At 63.1% G+C, this 17825-nt stretch carries 12 protein-coding genes; 8 read left to right on the forward strand and 4 right to left on the reverse strand.

The genetic code is table 11. The features are described 5' to 3' along the window. Positions 1-2: 2 nt before the first annotated feature. Positions 3-2141, reverse strand: a complete 2139-nt coding sequence (locus ACZ1JC_RS01200) for a TonB-dependent siderophore receptor (protein ID WP_465139726.1) — start codon at positions 2139-2141, stop codon at positions 3-5. Between the two features lie 183 nt (positions 2142-2324). Between ACZ1JC_RS01200 and ACZ1JC_RS01205 the strand changes: the two genes are divergently transcribed. The 8 genes from ACZ1JC_RS01205 to ACZ1JC_RS01240 all read left to right on the forward strand — a co-directional run bounded on the left by ACZ1JC_RS01205 (position 2325) and on the right by ACZ1JC_RS01240 (position 15083). Further along, a complete protein-coding gene (locus ACZ1JC_RS01205) occupies positions 2325-3305 on the forward strand; it encodes an efflux RND transporter periplasmic adaptor subunit (RefSeq protein ID WP_465139725.1) in 981 nt (326 codons plus the stop codon). Then, a complete protein-coding gene (locus ACZ1JC_RS01210; RefSeq protein WP_465139724.1) occupies positions 3305-6406 on the forward strand; it encodes an efflux RND transporter permease subunit in 3102 nt (1033 codons plus the stop codon). Before ACZ1JC_RS01205 ends, ACZ1JC_RS01210 begins: the two co-directional genes overlap by 1 nt. Continuing rightward, complete coding sequence (locus tag ACZ1JC_RS01215) at positions 6403-7776, forward strand: efflux transporter outer membrane subunit (protein WP_465139723.1); 1374 nt, start codon at positions 6403-6405, stop codon at positions 7774-7776. Before ACZ1JC_RS01210 ends, ACZ1JC_RS01215 begins: the two co-directional genes overlap by 4 nt. Before the next feature lie 9 nt (positions 7777-7785). Next, on the forward strand, positions 7786-8460 hold the full coding sequence (locus ACZ1JC_RS01220; protein ID WP_465139722.1) for a response regulator transcription factor: 675 nt from the start codon (positions 7786-7788) through the stop codon (positions 8458-8460). Continuing rightward, complete coding sequence (locus ACZ1JC_RS01225) at positions 8460-9806, forward strand: sensor histidine kinase (protein ID WP_465139721.1); 1347 nt, start codon at positions 8460-8462, stop codon at positions 9804-9806. Before ACZ1JC_RS01220 ends, ACZ1JC_RS01225 begins: the two co-directional genes overlap by 1 nt. 405 nt (positions 9807-10211) lie before the next feature. Further along, positions 10212-10898: a type IV toxin-antitoxin system AbiEi family antitoxin domain-containing protein gene (locus ACZ1JC_RS01230; protein WP_465139720.1), complete on the forward strand. Its 687-nt coding sequence runs from the start codon at positions 10212-10214 to the stop codon at positions 10896-10898. A gap of 291 nt (positions 10899-11189) precedes the next feature. After that, positions 11190-13610, forward strand: a complete 2421-nt coding sequence (locus ACZ1JC_RS01235) for a TonB-dependent receptor (protein WP_465139719.1) — start codon at positions 11190-11192, stop codon at positions 13608-13610. A gap of 138 nt (positions 13611-13748) precedes the next feature. Next, a complete protein-coding gene (locus tag ACZ1JC_RS01240; RefSeq protein ID WP_465139718.1) occupies positions 13749-15083 on the forward strand; it encodes a sensor histidine kinase in 1335 nt (444 codons plus the stop codon). A gap of 115 nt (positions 15084-15198) precedes the next feature. Here the strand turns inward: ACZ1JC_RS01240 and ACZ1JC_RS01245 are convergent, their stop codons facing one another. From ACZ1JC_RS01245 to ACZ1JC_RS01255, 3 genes are read right to left on the reverse strand one after another with little or no spacing between them, the layout of a single operon-like run. Beyond that, positions 15199-15855 (reverse strand): response regulator, encoded by a 657-nt coding sequence (locus ACZ1JC_RS01245; RefSeq protein ID WP_465139717.1) that lies wholly within the window; start codon positions 15853-15855, stop codon positions 15199-15201. 58 nt (positions 15856-15913) lie between these two features. After that, positions 15914-17017 (reverse strand): alpha-hydroxy acid oxidase, encoded by a 1104-nt coding sequence (locus ACZ1JC_RS01250; protein WP_465139716.1) that lies wholly within the window; start codon positions 17015-17017, stop codon positions 15914-15916. A gap of 23 nt (positions 17018-17040) precedes the next feature. After that, on the reverse strand, positions 17041-17721 hold the full coding sequence (locus ACZ1JC_RS01255) for a Fe2+-dependent dioxygenase (protein WP_465139715.1): 681 nt from the start codon (positions 17719-17721) through the stop codon (positions 17041-17043). Positions 17722-17825 lie beyond the last annotated feature (104 nt).

The following is a 17825-nucleotide window of genomic DNA, read 5'->3' on the forward strand; positions in this document are numbered from 1 at the left end:
TGTCAGAAGCTCCCACTCAGGCCGACGAGGAAGCTGCGGCCTTCGCCCGGCACGACCTGCGAACGGGAAACCGAGGATTCCATGTAGTAGTCGTTGGTGATGTTCTTGACGTTGAGCGTCAGGCGCACCTTGTCGGCCAGCTTGTACCACAGGCTGCTGTCGAGACGGGTATAGCCGCCGATAGAGAAGGTGTTCTCAAGGTTGCCCTGCCGGTTGCTGGCCGCGAACACGCCGCCGCCCACGCCGAAGTCGCGCAGCGGGCCATCGGTCGGTTCCCAGGTCAGCCACACGCTGCCGCTCCACTTGGGGACGCCGATCAGCTTGTTGCCCCGGGCGTAGTCGGTCGATTCCCGCACCGTCGCGTCGGTGTAGGCGCCGTTGGCGATCACCTTCACGCTGGGGCTGATCGAGCCGGACATGTCCAGCTCCACGCCGCGCGAACGCTGCACGCCGGCATTGATGTTGTAGCCAACGTTGTTGGGGTCCTGCTGCGTCACGTTCTCGCGGGTCAGCTGATAGACCGCGAGAGTGGTGCCAAGGCGACCGCCGAAGAGTTCGGCCTTCACACCGGCTTCGTACTGCTTGCCCTTTTCGGGATCGATCGGCTTGCCGTCGATGGTCGGCTCGGGCTTCGACTGGAACGAGCGGGTGAAGTCGGCGAACAGCGAAACGTTCGAGATCGGCTTGTAGACCAGGCCGACACGCGGCGACCATGCCTTGTCGTCCGAGGCATATTGCGTGGTGCCGAAGTCGGACTGCTGCGCATGGTCATAACGCACGCCGGCCAGCAGGTTGAAGTGATCGCCGATGTCGATCTGGTCCTGGAAGTAGCCCGACCATGACTTGGCCTGCACCTTGCGATCGGCCGCGGGCACGAATGTCCCGGGCGTCGCGCCATAGGCCGGATTGTCGATATCGATGGCTGCCAGCGTTGCACGGGCGAAAGTGCGGAAGCGGTAGGACTTCACGTATTCGCCGCCCAGCACCACGGTATGGTTGATGCCGAAAGTGCCGAAACGGGCGACCATGTCGGCCTGCGCGTCGTAGTTGTGGTTGTTCTCGTGCTGCTCGACGGCGGTGCGGGTTATCGTGCGGGCACCCGTAGCGGCGTTCGTGGTGACGCTGTTGCCGTAGTTGATGCCGAACAGGTCCAGCTTGCCTTCGTCGTAGTGCCCGATCTGGCGGATGGTCAGCCAGTCGGTCAGTTCGCGCTCGATGCGGTAATTGAATTCGTAGCGGTCGGATTCGGTGGTGGCCCACCTCTCGCCAAGGAAGCGCGTGCGCGGCAGATCGACGACGAGATCGCCGTCCGCGTCGGTGGTGGCAACGATGCCGCGGTCGGTCTGGTTATACTGGTGCGCGTAAGTCAGGCTGGCGATCACGCGGGTCTTGTCGTCCGGCTCCCACAGCACCGAGCTGGAGAGGAACTGGCGGCGATAAGGCACGAAGATATCGCGGAAAGTGTCGCCGGTCTGGGCGGCGGCGATGAAGCGGACGGCCAGCGTCTTGCCCGCATCGACCGGGCCGGTCACGTCGATCTGGCCGCGCGCGAAATTGTTGCTGCCGGCCTGTACCGAGAAGTTCATGCCCCGTTCGAAACGCGGCTGCTTGGTGACGATGTTGATCAGGCCGCCCGGATCGCCGCGCCCGTAGAGCACCGAGGCCGGGCCCTTGAGCACTTCGATGCGTTCGATATTGGCCATGTCGCGGTAGCTGTCGTTGGTTTCGATCGCCGGGCTCAGCATGATCGAGTCGACCGCGTAGTACGACGAGCGGAAACCGCGGATGGTGAAGCTTTCCGAGCGGTTGCCTGCGTTGGTGCCCGCCTGAATGCCGCTGACGTTGCGCAGCGCGCTGGTCAGGTCGAGGATCTGCTGGTCGTCGATCACATCGCGCGGCACGAACTGGATCGACTGCGGCACGTCCATGAGGTTCGTGCCGGTGCGGGTGGCGGTGGTGAGCTGCTCGACCTTGTAGTCTTCGCTGCGCTGACCGAGTACGGTGATTTCGGACGATTTCACCGGATCGGAAGCGGCATCTGACTCCTCAGCATAAGCGGATTGCGGCAGTGCGGCGCCCAGCGCCAGAACCCAGGCAAGCGTGAACGAGTGGGCGCGGCGGCCCACGGCATAATCTGACATTCGGAAAAATCCCTGTTGCGACCCTCTTGATCGCTGCGATTAATGCTGTTGCGAATTATTTGCAATAGAATCGATTGCATTGAGCGCGGCATCAATCGCCGAAACGGCATTTTTCCGTCGTACATTGGGAAATTGTATAGTTGTTTCCAGCCTGCCCCAATCGACGGCTGGTAGGCCGCAGGCATGCGCCAGCTTGTCTATCTCACCCTTCCCATCGCCCTTTCAGCCTGCGGTGAAACCGATGCGAAAAAGCCGATTTCGCCCGCTCATGCGGAGCCGGTTGCCCACGAAAGCGAACTGCTGAAGCTCACGCTGACGCACGATGCGCAGCGCAGGCTTGGAATCGAAACCGTCAAAGTCGCCAGCGCTGCCGCTGGTCAGGTGCGGCACCTGTCCGGCGAGATCGTGGTTCCGCCAACCAGTGCCAACGGTGTGCCGACCAATTCGTTGGCCAACCTGCAGCAGATCGGTACGCAGCAGGCTGCCGCCGACGGAGAAGTGGCACGAACGGAAGCACAGGCACGATTGGCCCGGATCGCCCTGACTCGAGCCGAAAATCTCGTGCGTGAGGAAGCCGGCAGCATCCGCGCGCGGGACGAGGCGGCGGCGGCCCTTGCCGCGGCGCAGGCGGCCTCCGTCGCTGCCCGCCAGCAGCGGGCGCTGTTGGGCCCTGCGATCGGCAGTCTGGGTGAACGAGCGGTGGTATGGGTCAGGACTTCGGTTTTCGCCGGAGACCTTGCCACTATCTCACGTGGCGCATCTGCCATGATCCGGCCTCTTGGCGGAGATGCCACCCCCCGCAGCGCCCGTCCGGTACAGGCACCGCCTTCCGCTGACAGCGCGGCGGCAACGGTGGACCTCTACTACGCGCTCGACAATCGCGATCTCCGCTTCCGGGTCGGCCAGCGCGTGGCCTTGGATCTGCCGCTTGCCGGTCGCACGCAGGGCCTGTCGGTCCCGTCCTCGGCGCTGGTACGCGACATTTACGGTGGGGAATGGGTCTATCGCCGGGTGGCCGGGGACAGCTTTGTGCGGCAGCGCGTCGAAGTCGCGTCTGAAAACGCGGGCATGGCCTTGCTGTCGCGAGGGCTGGAAGCGGGCGCCGAGGTCGTCACGGTCGGTGCGGCGGAACTGTTCGGCACCGAATTCGGGGCGGCACACTGATGCTGGCCGGTCTCGTTCGCTTCGCGCTGGTGCAGCGCGTCCTCGTGCTTGCGCTTGCGGCCTTGCTGGTCGTGCTGGGCGTGCGAGCCGGACGGGACGTGCCACTCGACGTTTTTCCGGAATTCGCGCCGCCCATGGTTGAAATCCAGACGGAGGCGCCGGGCCTCTCCACCGAGGAAGTGGAAAGCCTTGTCACCGTGCCGATCGAGACGGCGGTGAACGGTGTGCCGGACCTGATGACGCTGCGTTCCAAGTCGGTGCTGGGCCTGTCCTCGGTGCAGATCCTGTTTGCGCGCGGGACCGATGTCGTGCGCGCGCGCCAGATGGTGGGGGAGCGTATCGCGCAAGTGCAGGCCCGGCTGCCGCTGGCCGCGCGTCAGCCGGTGCTGATGCCGCCGCTGTCCTCCACCAGCCGGGCGATGAAGATCGGGCTGACGTCCACGAAGCTCGATCAGATGAAGCTTTCGGAGCTAGTGCGCTGGACCATCCGGCCCCGGCTCATGGCCGTGCCGGGCGTGGCCAATGTCGCGGTCTGGGGGCAGCGGGACCGGCAGCTTCAGGTTCTGGTCGATCCCGACCGGCTGCGTGCGGCAGGCGTGACACTGGCCGAAGTGCGTGTGGCGGCAGGTGATGCCGTGCTGGTGGGCGGCGGCGGCTTCGTCGATACTCCGAACCAGCGCCTTGCCGTCCAGCAGACGGGCATGGTGCAGGATGCCGCCACGCTGGGGCAGGCGGTGGTGCGCCAGTCCGGCGGTGCGGCAGTCCGGATCGTCGATGTCGCCCGCGTGATCGATGGTCACGCCGCGCCGATCGGCAATGCCATCATCGACGACGTTCCCGGCATCATGTTGATCGTCGAGAAGCAACCGACCGTCAATACGCTGGAACTGACCCGCGCGGTCGAGGCTGCGCTGACGGAACTGAAACCGGGTCTAAAGGACGTGAAGGTCGACACAACGATCTTCAGACCCGCTACTTTCATCGAACGCTCGATCGACAACCTGACCCGCGCCTTGCTCACCGGCTGCGCGCTGGTCGCGGCCGTGCTGTTCCTGTTCACCCGCGACTGGCGTCAGGCGGCGATCAGTCTCACCGCGATTCCGCTTTCGCTGCTGGGTGCCGGATTGGTGCTGCTGTGGAGCGGTGCGACGATCAACGTCATGGTGATCGCGGGCCTTGTCATCGCGCTTGGCGAAGTGGTGGACGATGCCATTATCGACGTGGAAAACATTGCCCGCCGCCTGCGGCTCAATCGTGAGGCGAGCGCGCCGAAATCCGATTTTGCGGTCGTTCTGGCCGCCTCGCTCGAAGTGCGCTCGGCTGTCGTTTTCGCTTCGCTGATCGTCATGCTGGTGTTCCTGCCGATCTTCTTCCTCGGCGGCGTTGCAGGCACGTTCTTCCAGCCGCTGGCGGTCGCCTATGTGCTGGCGATTGCTGCCTCGCTGCTTGTCGCCCTCACGGTGACCCCGGCCATGTGTCTTCTGTTGCTGCCAAATGCGCCGATGCAGGAGGAGCGCGATACCCGCTTCGTGCGCTGGCTGAAGCGCGGTTATTCCGCTGCCTTGCCGCGCATAGTCACGCGCTCGGGGGCCGCCGTTGGCGTGGTCGCGGGCGGGCTCCTGCTCAGCGGGATTGGCTATGCCAGCTTCAAGGACCAGTTCCTGCCGGACTTCCGCGAGACCGATTTCCTCATGCACTTCGTGGAGAAGCCCGGCACTTCGATCGAAGCGATGGACCGCATCACCATGCGGGCCTCCAAGGAACTGCGCGCCATCCCCGGCGTGCGCAATTTCGGCGCGCATATCGGCCGCGCCGAGCAGGCAGATGAAGTGGTCGGCCCCAACTTCACCGAACTGTGGATCAGCCTTGACGAGAATGCCGACTACGATGCCTCGGTCGCCCGCATCAAAAGCGTGATCGACGGCTATCCCGGCCTGTTCCGCGATGTGCTGACGTACTTGCGTGAACGGATCAAGGAAGTGCTAACCGGTGCCGGCGCCACCGTGGTCGTGCGTATCTATGGCCCCGATCAGGAGGAACTGCGCTCCGCCGGACAGCGGGTTCGCGATGCCGTGGCTGGCGTGGCGGGCGTTTCCGACCTCAAGCTGGAAAGCCAGGTCATGGTGCCCCAATTGCGCATCCGCCCCCGCGCGCAGGATCTTGCGCGGCTGGGCCTGACTGCCGGCGAGGTGCGGCGTCAGGCGCAGACGCTGGTGGCGCAGCAGAAAGTGGGCGAGATCTACCGCGACCAGAAGGCGTTCGACGTCGCGCTCTGGGGTGAACCTGCGGTGCGCGGCAACATTCACGCCCTGCGTGATCTGATGATCCAGTCACCCGCAGAGGCTCCGGTACGGCTGTCCGACGTGGCCGATGTGGAAGTGGTGCCCGCGCCCAACGAAGTGAAGCGCGAGAACGGCCAGCGCCGCCTTGATGTGACGATGAACGTATCGGGTGCGGATCTCGGCACGGTGGCGCGCGGTGTCGAGGCTGCGGTTGCCAAAGTGCCCTTCGCGGCGGGTTATCATCCCGAAGTGCTGGGCGAATACGCGGCGCTGAAGGACTCGCGCCAGCGGCTCTGGACGACCGGGGCGCTCTGTCTGGTTGGCGTGCTGCTGCTCGTGTGGATCGAGTTCCGCTCGCGCCGGATTACCGCGCTGGTCGCCGTCAGCCTGCCGTTTGCGCTGGTCGGCGGGGTCATGGCGGTGGCGCTGACGGGCGGCGTGCTGTCGCTGGGATCGCTGGTGGGCTTCGTGACGGTGATCGGCATCGCCGCGCGCAACGGCATCATGCTGCTTTCGCACTATCGCCACCTCGAACGCGAGGAAGGCATGGCGTTCGGCCGCGATCTGGTGCTGCGCGGAGCCGAGGAGAGGCTGGTACCGATCCTGATGACCGCCGCCTGCGCAGGGCTGGCGCTGGTTCCGCTGATCGTCGCCGGCAATGCGCCGGGGCATGAGATCGAGCATCCGATGGCCATCGTCATCCTGGGCGGGCTGATATCCTCGACGGTGCTGAACCTGTTCCTGATGCCCGCGCTTTATGCCCGCTTCGGCGCGGAGCGCCGCGCACGGCCGGTGGCCGGACGGGAGATGCCGGCATGATCCGTTGGAGCATCGCGCTTGCCGCGCTTGCCATGGGTGGCTGCATGACCGTGGCCGAGCCGCCTCGCCCGGACCTTCCGCCTGCCGCAACAGGCTCCTTCGCGAACCTGCCGGTGGCGACGCTCGCCCCGGTGCCGGAGGATTGGTGGCGGCTCTACGACGATCCGGCGCTCGATGCGCTTGTTGCGGCCAGCCTTGCCGCCAATGCCGACCTGCGGGTGGCTTACGCCAACCTTGAAGGATCGCGCGCGGCGCTGCGGCAAGCGCAGGCGGCGCGCCTGCCTGCCATGACGCTCGAAAGCGCGTTGGCCGTTGACGATCCGAGCAACCAGCCCAGCGCCGCCTCTGTTTCGGCCAGCGATTGGGACATCGCTGCCACCGCAAGCTGGGATATCGACCTGTTCGGCCGCCTGCGCTCCGGCGCTCTTGCTGCCCGTGCCGATGCGGATGCGCAGCAGGCCGCGTTCGACGGTGTGAGAGTGGCGGTCGTTGCCGATACCGTGCAGGCCTATGTCGATTTCTGCGCCGCAACGCAGGCCATCGGCGAGGCGAGGGCGGTCGCTTCCGCGCAGGCTCGCTCGCTTTCCTTGGTTCGTGAGCAGCTTTCGGCGGGTGAGGTCTCGCCGCTGGAAGTCTCGCAGGCTTCGGCTCTGGCATCGTCCTCGCGCGCGGAAATCGCGCCGTTCGATGCGGAACGTGCCAATGCGCTTTATCGTATCGCCACGCTGCAGGGGCGCCCGCCTGCCGAGGTACGCGGATACAGCCTGAAATGCCCTGCGCCGCCGCGCCTGACATCGCCCGCGCCTGTCGGAGACGGCACCGCGCTGCTCCTCCGCCGCCCGGACATACGCGAAGCCGAGCGCAAGCTTGCAGGCGCGACGGCGCGGATCGGAGTGGCGCGCGCGGATCTCTATCCGCGCGTCAATCTGGGCGGCGCGCTGGGCCTGCTGTCGGGTGGTTTCGATGCGGCCCTTTCACCCTTGGTTACTTGGGCGTTCCCCAATCAGGGCCCGGCGCGGGCGAAACTGGCGCAGGCGCGCGCAGCGGAACGCGCTGCGCTGGCCGGTTGGGACGTCGCGGTTCTGAAGGCCCTGCGCGAAGTCGAGACCGCGCTTGCCGCCTACGATGCCGAGCAGCGGCGCAATCGCGATCTCACCGAAGCGGTGATCGAAGCGCAGGCTTATGCCCGCCGCGCATCGGCACGCGTCCGTCTGGGTGATGCCGACGCTTTGCTCAAGGTCGATGCCGAGCGTGGTCTGGCTAGCGCACGTCTGACCAAAGTGCGCAGCGATCTGGCCGTCGCCCGCGCGGAAGTTACGCTGTTCCGGATGCTTGGCGGCGGCTGGCGTACGGCCCCTCAGGCGCGCTAGGCTGGCCCGATGCGAATCCTGATCGTGGAAGACGACGAAGAAACTGCCCGCTTCATCGCCAGAGGGCTGGAGGAAGCGGGCCACGCCATCGTGCTGAGCGGCGACGGGCGGGACGGGCTGTTTCAGGCGACCGGCGGCGGCTTCGATGTCATCGTCATGGACCGGATGCTGCCCGGTCTTGACGGCCTCTCGCTGCTCAAGGCGCTGCGGGCAGCGGCGGACGCGACTCCGGTGCTGATGCTGACGGCCATCGGCGGCATTGCCGACCGCGTCGATGGACTGGAGGCCGGAGCCGACGATTATCTGGTCAAGCCCTTTGCATTCTCGGAACTGGCGGCGCGGATCAATGCGCTGGGCCGCCGTCCGCAGGCCCGCGTGGAGGGGCATGTTCTGACGGTGGGGGACATCGTGCTCGATCTCCATCGCCGCACCGTCAAGCGCGGGGGCATGCGGGTGGTCCTGCAACCGCGCGAATTCGCGCTGCTTGCCGAATTGATGCGCAATCCCAGGCGCGTGATGACACGCACGATGCTGCTGGAACGGGTGTGGGATTTCGATTTCGATCCCAAGACCAATATCGTCGAAACCCATCTCAGCCGCCTCAGGACCAAACTCAATGCCGGGTTCGAAGAGGACGCGATCGAGACCATACGCGGCGCAGGCTACATGATCCGGGCCGGGTGATGCTGGGCAGGCTCTGGAGAACCACATCGGGGCTGGTCGGGATCGTCGCGCTGGTGTTTGCGCTCGCGACGCTGGCTATTGGCGCGATTGCCTACGAAGTCACGCACGAGGCGCTTGAAGAACAACTCGACCATCGCATCGCCGCCGAAACCGCCGGGTTGCTGGCGGAAGCGAAGGGCGGCGGGCTCTCCGCGCTGACGGCCGCGATCCGACAGCGCGAGGCGGCGCGTTCTGCCGCCAGTCCGTTTTATCTGCTGGTGGACGCGAATGGGGCACACGTCGCGGGATCGCTGGATGCGACCGTGCCGGGCAAGACGGGTTTCGAGGAGTTTCTACATTACCGAACGCGGGGACAGGGCGGTGTGGCGCAGGCGCTGACCACGCAGGTTCGGGGCGGAACACTGGTCGTCGCCGCTGATCGTGCCGACCTTGATGAGATCGACCACACGCTGGCCGCCCTATTCGCGGGTTCGCTGGCGGCGATGCTGGCTCTGGGGCTTGGCGCCGCGTTTGTGATCGGCTGGGTGACGCGGCGACGGCTCAGCCGGATCGATACCACGGCGCAGGCGATCATTGGCGGCGATCTGGCGCGCCGCATTCCTCGGGACGATTCCGGCAGCGAATTCGATCGATTGGCCAGCACGCTGAACCACATGCTGGATCGGATCGAGGGACTGATGGAAAATCTGCGCCAGGTCTCCAGCGATGTTGCCCACGATCTGCGCACGCCGCTTACGCGGCTGCATAACAAGCTCGATGAGGCGACGCGGGAGCCGGACGACCAAGTGCGCGCACGCCTTCTGAGCGATGCGCAGGCGCAAGCCACCGATCTGCTCGAATTGTTCGCGGCGCTGCTGCGTCTGGCGGAGATCGAAGGGCTTTCCGACCGCATGCGGCGCCATCAGGTGGATTTGTCGGGCCTTCTGGAGCGGATGGTCGAAAGCTACCGGCCCGACATGGAAGACAGCGGGCGCATTCTGGAGGTCGATATCGCCACCGGCCTGGAAATGACAGGCGATCATCGCCTTGTCAGTCAGGCCGTTGCCAACCTTCTCGATAATGCGCTTCGGCATACCCCGCCCGGTACGACTGTTCGGTTGACGGGCGCACGCGTCACCGACGCTATAGAGATCGCCGTGGCTGACGATGGACCGGGAGTAGCAGAGGATACAGGTCCGCGCCTGTTCGAGCGATTTGCGCGCAGCGAAAAGTCCCGTTCAAGTCCGGGGCATGGCCTGGGTCTGAGTTTGGTTCGTGCAATTGCACAGGCGCACGGCGGACGAGCGGATTTGAACCTTCGCGAGCCGGGTTTCAGTGTTGTTCTGAGCTTTCCCTTGACCGTCTGATGCCTTTTCGCGGTGTGGAGGCTAATCTCGATACCCACTCTCCAACGTCCGTGCTGTAACTTGCCGCCGGTTCGGCAAATGCGGTGGAACCAGCCCTGTTGCGTGCGGGGCAAAACGTGCTGAACTGACGAAGCCGTCGGGAAGGGGAGCACTATGCCTCCAGCGAGATCAGCCGCTTGATGATCAACTCAGGCTTGAAAGTTAAACCCAATCTGAATGGCCGCATTCACGGTGCATCGGGGGCAGTCTGGTAACGAATTGATCGACTGACGCTCGGACTTCAAGGCCAATGGAATTTCCGCTCTCGAAAATTCTGCATCCAGCACTGGTTTGTTTGAGCGCCTTTGCGCCTGCGCTCCGGCTGCGGTGAGAAGCACCATGTCTGGCAGACATTCTCGAGGGCTGATGGTCTTCCCGCTCGGTTCCTTCGCGTTTCGCGAGCGCCGTGTGGTCTTTCTTCTGCGCAGGTCAATGTTCCCGGACGGTGAATCCTATTCGGCCGAGCGTCGTGCCTACGACAATCTACCTCAAAGCGTGCATGCCGCTTTCGCAGAGCTGGCGATGGAAGCCGGCGCAAACGATCTGACGGTTTTTTCGCCGGGCGCCGCCTTTGCGAGCATCGATGAAAATATGATCGTTTATCGCATTTCCGCCATGCAGCGCCCGTTGCAGTCCGAACGTTGGCTGATCACGAGCCCTTTTCAGCGGGCCCTGAAACGATGCGCCGATACACTGGCCGATGCCGGCCGGCGGCTTCCGCCTCGCCCTATGGTGCGCGAGGAACATGCGTCCGCTAATCCGTGCTTCGAAATAGAATATGCGGCCTGTTCGCAAGATGCGGACAGTGATCAGCCTACCGCTGAAAGCCAGCTGCGCAAGGGAAGCAAACGCCAGCTGGTACACGGCGACACGGTGGCCAAGGCCACGGCGCTGTTCGGAGGGAGGTCTCTCGTTACGACTGCGCAGTTCAGCAAGGCGGGTTTGAACTGTTACCATCTCAGCTTGCTTGTGAAGCACGGCTATGTCGAGCGGGCCAGTCACGGCCTTTACCGCCGGCCCGAACTCCAACGGGAGGTGTCAAGAACAATCTAGCTGCTGCGATAATGCAGTAAATCTAAAACCTGGCGAATGATATATTTGCTAAGCGTCTTGGCTGTTGTGCCATAGGCGCCTTTTTTGTTTGTGCATTTTCGAGGTTATTGGGTAGCAATATTTAGCCATATTTGCGTGATCGTGAAATTAATCCTTGAATGAATCGCAAATCGTTCGCATTAGCGCGTTCGATTTTGACACTCATTTGCAACAAGGGGGGATTTCATGTCTCTATCTCGTTTTCGGAATTCGGCCTCGTCGCCTGCGTACATTGCGCTCGGCGTTGTCGGCTTGGCGGCTACACCGGCTCTCGCCCAGGACGCCAAGGACGCCAACGCGCAGCGTCTTGGCGGTGTGACGGTCTCGGACACGGCCATCGAAGAGGGCAGCTACAAGACCGACAAGGTCGATTCTCCCAAGTATACAGCGCCGCTGGTGGACACGCCGCGCTCGATCACCGTCATTCCCGCTCAGGTCATCAAGGACACCGCCTCGGCGTCGCTGACCGAAGCCCTGCGAACTGTACCGGGCATCACCATGGGGGCGGGCGAAGGCGGCAATCCGCTTGGTGACCGTCCGTTCATCCGTGGCTTCGACAGCCAGGCAAGCACTTATCTGGATGGTGTGCGCGATATCGGCGCGCAGAGCCGTGAAGTCTTCGCCGTGGAACAGATCGAAGTCGTAAAGGGCTCTGACAGTTCCATGGGCGGGCGCGGCAGTGCTGGCGGCAGCCTGAACCTGGTATCCAAGGTTCCGACCGCGGATCGCTTCGCCGCCGCCAGCGGCAGCCTTGGCACGGACGATTACAAGCGGGTTACACTGGATGTGAACCAGCCGCTCAACGACTTTGTCGGCGTACGCCTGGCCGCAATGTACCACGATCAGGACGTCGCGGGGCGCGATGCGATCTGGTCCAAGCGCTGGGGTGTAGCACCGTCGATCAAGCTCGGCCTCAATGGCCCGACCAGCCTGACTATCGGTTATTATCACCTCGAAACGGACGAGTTGCCAGACTCCGGTATTCCCTATCTCTACACCAGCGGCAACGTGCCGGTGGGCGTGACCGAAACGGCACCGGCAGAGCATTACACGACGATCAGCGGTGTCGAGATCGATCGTCCGCGCGGTGCTTACTACGGGCTAAAGGATCGCGATTTTCGCAAGAGCAACGTCGACAATCTGACCATTCGTGCCCAACATGAATTCGACAACGGCATTACGCTGCGGAATACCTCGCGCTACGGTCGCAGCGATCAGCGCTATGTCTGGACGCAGCCGGACGACCAGCAGGGCAACGTCTATGGCGTGAAGAACGCCACCACCGGCGTCATCACTGCGCCCGGTGGTCAGGTTTGGCGCCGTGCCAATACGCGATACGGTTATGCCGAAGGCATGATCAATCAGACCGATCTCTTCGGCGAGGTTACCCCGTTCGGGCTGAAGAACAATTTCGCGGCCAGCTTCGAGTGGTCGCGCGAAAAGGCGGCAAACGGCACTTACGTGTCGAATCCGGCAACCGGCACGGCGATCGCCACGGGGTCGACGGTCAGCCCCCGCTGCAGCACCGCGATGCTCGACCGCTATAACTGCACCACCGTCGACAATCCGAACCCGAGCGATCCTTGGGTGAGCTACGCCAGCGACACCTCGAACGCGACGGCAGCTATCCAGCGGAGCGCGCCAAAGACCTGGACGCTCTCGCGCGTCGACAGCTGGGGCGTCTCGCTGTTCGACACGGTCACCATCACCGACAATCTGCTGCTGAACCTCGGTGGTCGCTACGATCACTACAAGACGGAAGTCAGCCCCGGGCTTGCGGCCACTTCGACGGCCAATCGCACCTGGATCGAGCGGACGGACAACCTTTGGAACTATCAGGCTGGTCTCGTCTTCAAGCCGACTGCCGACAGCAGCATCTATATCTCGACGTCCAGCTCGGCCACGCCTCCGGGGTCCTACCTCGCACAGGGTAGCGAAGGGAACGCGCTCAACACGACGTCGCAGGATCTGACCGACGCGCTCAAGATCGAACGCACGAAGTCGTACGAGATTGGCACCAAGTGGAACCTGTTCGACAACAGCCTTGCACTGACCCTTGCTGCATTCCAGACCCGCACCAAGAACGCACGCACCACCGGTGAGAATAACACGGTCGTGTTCGCAGGCGATCGCCGCATCCGCGGCATCGAATTCGGTTTCAACGGCAACATCACGCCGGAATGGAACGTCTTTGGCGGCTACACCTACATGGATGCCAAGATCGTCGACGGCGGCACCACCACGACGACTGCGAAGGACACCGTGACCGGCCAGACCGTCACGATCTATGCCCCGGCGGTCAGCACCGGCACGCCGTTCCCCAATACGCCGAAGCATAGCTTCACCGCCTTCACCAATTACAACGTGACCTCGCGCTTCACTGTGGGTGGCGGCGCCATCTACATGAGCAAGGTCTACGGCGGCATTCAGGAAGTGGGCGCGCGCACCATCACCAATGGCCAGTTGGTCCTGCCGCGCACCCTGGCGCGCATGGTTCCCAGCTACTGGCGCTTCGATGCCAGCGCGTCGTACAAGATCAACGATATGGCGCAGGTTCAGCTGAACGTGCAGAACGTCTTCAACGAGCTTTACTACGACAAGGCCTATACGGCGCATTATGCCAGCCAGGCGCCCGGTCGCACCGCGATCCTGACGCTGAACGTAAAGTACTGACGTCTACTCTTCAGCCCTTCATTGGCCCGCCTTCCGATCGGAAGGCGGGCCTCTGTCGCTGGGGAGCACCTTCGATTGCAAGTTGAACAACCCGATGCTTTGACAAATCGGCATCCAACCACGATCAAGCGCGGCGCAATGAAGATCATTCCGATATCGATCCGTGGACGCCTCCTGCTGATAGGTCTGTTGTTGACCGGAGCGGCTCTGCTTGCCGCGTCCATTTCGATAGATACCGTGCTGGACCGGTTCGTCCGGCGAAGCCTTAACCAAAGCCTTGACGGGCAAATCGGGCTTCTGGCGATAAGTGTCCGGTCGGACGGCGCTGTCGACAGGGCAATGCTGCGCGAGATCGGCCCTTACAGCCAATATCGGCGTGGCTGGGCCTGGCGCATCGAAACACCCAAACAGACCTTTCAATCGACGGAAGAGATCGGAAAGATCGACTTTCGCGAAGAAGGCGATCGCGGGCGCGAGGGGCACTTTCGCGCGCCCCCTAACGTCCTGCTGACCGGCAGCGCGGGCGACCTCTATGTGCGGATCCTGAAAAAGGAAACACCGGCGGGTCTCGTCACGATCACGGCCACGGCGCCGCGCGCGGTCTACGAACGACTTCGCACTGCCGCCGTTACACCGGTCTTGACCTTGCTGGCTCTGCTGGGGGTGCTGCTGCTGGCGGCGTCCTGGCTGCAGCTCAGTATCGGACTGCGCCCCTTGCAACGTCTGGAGCAGGCTTTGGGCAGAATCCGTTCCGGTTCCATCGATCGGGTGCCGGAGGATCAGCCTCTGGAATTGCTGCCCCTAACCCAAGAGCTCAACCAGCTTCTGGACGAGAATGCCGCATCCCTCGCGCGGGCGCGCAGCCATGTTGCGAACCTCGCGCACGCGCTAAAGACCCCTCTGGCAACTTTGGCCATCAAGATCGAGGATCTGGACCCTGAGCCGGAAGGAGAACTCGGTAAACTGGTCGAGGAGATCGACCGGGCCATCCGCCACCACCTACGCCGCGCGCGCGCGGCTTCACCCGGCGCTCCCGGCCAGCTGCTTACCGCGCTTGAACCGGCTGCTGCCGAGATCGTGGGGGCGCTGTCCCACATTCACGCCGACCGCCAGCTAACTTTTCAGATCGACGTGCCGCCCGGCGTCGGCGTCAAATGCGACCCTCAGGACTTGAGCGAGATGTTGGGCAACCTTCTCGACAATGCCGCGAAGTGGGCGCGCACGAAGGTCATGGTCACTGCGCGCGAAGACGGCAATCGCCTGCGCATCTGCATAGCCGACGATGGGCCGGGACTGGGTTCGGAAGCGCTGACCAGTGCTCTTCTTCCCGGCGGCCGTCTGGACGAGAAGGAGGACGGCTATGGCTTTGGCATTCCAATTGCCCGCGAACTGGCTGAACTCTACAGCGGCGGATTGAAGTTTGGCGCCTCTCCGCTGGGCGGCCTGGAAGCGTGCCTGAATCTGCCGCGCTAGAGCAGTTTTCGACCCGACTGCGTCGGATCGACTGCTCTAAGCTCTTTTGGTTGGACGCATTTTCCGAGTCATCAGATGATTCCATCTGATTGGAAAATGCTCTAGTGGGCAGTTCTCAGCCGTTGAGGCTGTAGCCGCGCCCCCTAACCGTATGAATCAGGTCGGTGCCCACTTTCCTGCGCAGGCGCCCGACAATCACTTCCAGCGAATTTGAATCGACGTCGGCGTCATACTCATAGACTTTGTCGATCAATTCGCGGCGTTCCACCACCGTGTCCTTGCGCAGCATGAGTTCTGACAGAACGCGATATTCGAAGGCGGTCAGCCTCAATGCGAGGCCGTCCAGCTCGAAATGGCCTAGCTGCACGTCGAATGTGAGGCGGCCGCACTTTATCAGGCTGGCGCCGTGGCCGCGCGAACGGCGCACCAGCGCGCGCAGGCGCATTACCAGTTCTTGTACGCGAAATGGCTTGGTCAGGTAATCGTCGGCACCGGCCTTGAATCCTACGACTTTCTCGGCCCATGTCTCCCGCGCGGTGAGGATCAGGACGGGCACCATGATTTCGCCCGAGCGCCAGGATTGCAGCACGGACACGCCATCGATCTTCGGCAAGCCCAGGTCCAGCACGACCGCATCGTATGGCTCGGTGGCGCCAAGATGCTTCGCATCCTCTCCATCGCTCGCCAGGTCGACGGCGAAATTCTCCGAGCGGAGCGCTTTTGCGATCTCGTCGGCCAATTTCTGATCATCTTCAACAACGAGGACGCGCATCTAGCCTTTCCATCTGTTTGCTATCGAGCGGCCGAGATGCCGCTTTCGGTCGTATGCATTACGGCAACAACCGTGATCGGTCGATTTCCGAAACGGTGGCGCACCCGATTTGCGCCATGGCCAGTTCCAGTTCGACCCGAAGCAGGTAAAGCGCATGTGCGACGCCAAGCGTCCCGGCTACGGCCAGCGCATGAACGTAGGGCCGACCGACGAGTACCGCATCGGCGCCTGAAGCGATGGCTTTGACGATGTCCGTACCCGTGCGGATACCACTGTCGCACAGCACCGTCGCCCGGCCGTTTACGCGATCGGCGATCGTGGGAAGAACCGCAAGGGGTGAGGGTAGCCCGTCGAGCACCCGGCCGCCGTGGTTTGAAACGACAACGCCGTTCAGCCCCAACTGGCAGGCGCGCTCCGCATCGTCGGCCGACAAGATTCCCTTGAGGATGATGGGTAGGCGCGTCTGCTCGCGCAGCCAGGCAAGATCCTCCCAGCGGGGTGCCTGCTGAGCGAGAGCGGTGCCGAAGAGAATATTGGCATCAGCAGGGCTGGATGCTTGGTTCTGGCTGGGCATTCCCCGCAGATTCACTGCCTCGACACCTCCGGGCAGTGCGAAATTGGAGAGCTTGATCGACGCGTCGACCGTGACGACTATGGCCGAGTAGCCCGCCTTCACCGCGCGTCGTACCAATTGCAGAGTGAGTGCCCGATCAGCCTGGAAATAGAGTTGGAACCACAATGGCGGCACCTGTCGGCCAAGCTCCGTCGCCATGTTGCGCGCGGTATCGGCGATCTCTTCGAGTGAGACACTGGAAAGCGTGCTGACCGTCACACCAACATTCATGGCCACCGCGCCGCGAACCATGGCAAGTTCCCCATCTGGGTGCGCCAGCTTCTGGTAAGCGATAGGAGCAAGAACGAACGGCACGGCGTGCCGTTCGCCGAACAGGTCCAACTCGCTAGTGGCCTGCCGCAGGTCGCGCAGCACATGGGGCAGAAGCCGCAATCGGTTGAACGCCGAAAGGTTCTCTCTCAGCGTCGCTTCGGCGCCGGTGCCCGCTTGGATATGCTTCCAAGAGGCCGGCTCGACATGGGCAGAAGCGTGTCGCTCGTAGTCTGCAAGCGTGACGATGTCTTCGGGAATATGGGACAGTGCCGGCATCGGAGCCGCCTCGTTCGGCACCGTCACGTGACCGACCATTTCCTGAGCAGGTTGTGGTAGAGCCCGGTCAACCGATCGATCGCAGGATGATCCGGGTGGTCAGCCGTCAGATCTTGAATCGATTGGTCGAGTTCGAACATCATTTTGCGCTCGATCTCGCAGGCCACAAGGCTTTGCGTCCAGAAAAAGGCCGCATAGCGTGTGCCGCTGGATACCGGCTCGACCCTGTGAAGGCTTGTGCTGGGATAGAGCACCATGTGCCCCGCGGGAAGCTTGACCCGTTGGCTACCCGATAGCTCCTCGATCACAAGTTCGCCGCCCTCGTAGCTATCCGGTTCGCTCAGAAACAGCGTCGCTGAAAGATCGCTGCGCAAGCGCAGCGACGTTCCCGGTATGGGCAAGATGGCATTGTCGACATGATTTCCATACGCGCCATTGCCAGCATATCGATTGAACCGCGGGGGCAGCACACGCAAAGGAAGCGCTGCGGCAATGAACAGGGGGGAAACGCCTAGGCGGTCGAGGATGCGGTTCCCGAGATCTGCCGCCAGAGGATCCTCTCCGGCCAGTTGCTGGTTGGTTTTTACCGTCACCGCCCGGTGCCCGGCAGTGTTCCGTCCATCGGTCCATTTTGCGCCTTCCAGCGCCGCGCGAATATCGTGAACTTCAGATGGGTTGAAGAGGTCGGGAATGTGCAGAATCATGGACTTTTTGCCGATTTTACCCTACGCAACAGCGTATATCTCAGGCAAAATGCCGTAGCGGTATATCGCGTTTCCGCAAGCGCCTGCGTGCAAATTCGAAGCGC

This window comes from Sphingomonas sp. BL-S-28 (assembly GCF_055521515.1).

Bases quoted from the DNA above. Each gene is read 5' to 3' on its own strand.
- ACZ1JC_RS01205 (WP_465139725.1), top strand. From the start codon at position 2,325: ATGCGCCAGCTTGTCTATCTCACCCTTCCCATCGCCCTTTCAGCCTGC.
- ACZ1JC_RS01245 (WP_465139717.1), bottom strand. From the start codon at position 15,855: ATGCGCGTCCTCGTTGTTGAAGATGATCAGAAATTGGCCGACGAGATC.
- ACZ1JC_RS01230 (WP_465139720.1), top strand. From the start codon at position 10,212: ATGGTCTTCCCGCTCGGTTCCTTCGCGTTTCGCGAGCGCCGTGTGGTC.
- ACZ1JC_RS01255 (WP_465139715.1), bottom strand. From the start codon at position 17,721: ATGATTCTGCACATTCCCGACCTCTTCAACCCATCTGAAGTTCACGAT.
- ACZ1JC_RS01225 (WP_465139721.1), top strand. From the start codon at position 8,460: ATGCTGGGCAGGCTCTGGAGAACCACATCGGGGCTGGTCGGGATCGTC.
- ACZ1JC_RS01210 (WP_465139724.1), top strand. From the start codon at position 3,305: ATGCTGGCCGGTCTCGTTCGCTTCGCGCTGGTGCAGCGCGTCCTCGTG.
- ACZ1JC_RS01220 (WP_465139722.1), top strand. From the start codon at position 7,786: ATGCGAATCCTGATCGTGGAAGACGACGAAGAAACTGCCCGCTTCATC.
- ACZ1JC_RS01215 (WP_465139723.1), top strand. From the start codon at position 6,403: ATGATCCGTTGGAGCATCGCGCTTGCCGCGCTTGCCATGGGTGGCTGC.
- ACZ1JC_RS01250 (WP_465139716.1), bottom strand. From the start codon at position 17,017: ATGCCGGCACTGTCCCATATTCCCGAAGACATCGTCACGCTTGCAGAC.
- ACZ1JC_RS01200 (WP_465139726.1), bottom strand. From the start codon at position 2,141: ATGTCAGATTATGCCGTGGGCCGCCGCGCCCACTCGTTCACGCTTGCC.
- ACZ1JC_RS01240 (WP_465139718.1), top strand. From the start codon at position 13,749: ATGAAGATCATTCCGATATCGATCCGTGGACGCCTCCTGCTGATAGGT.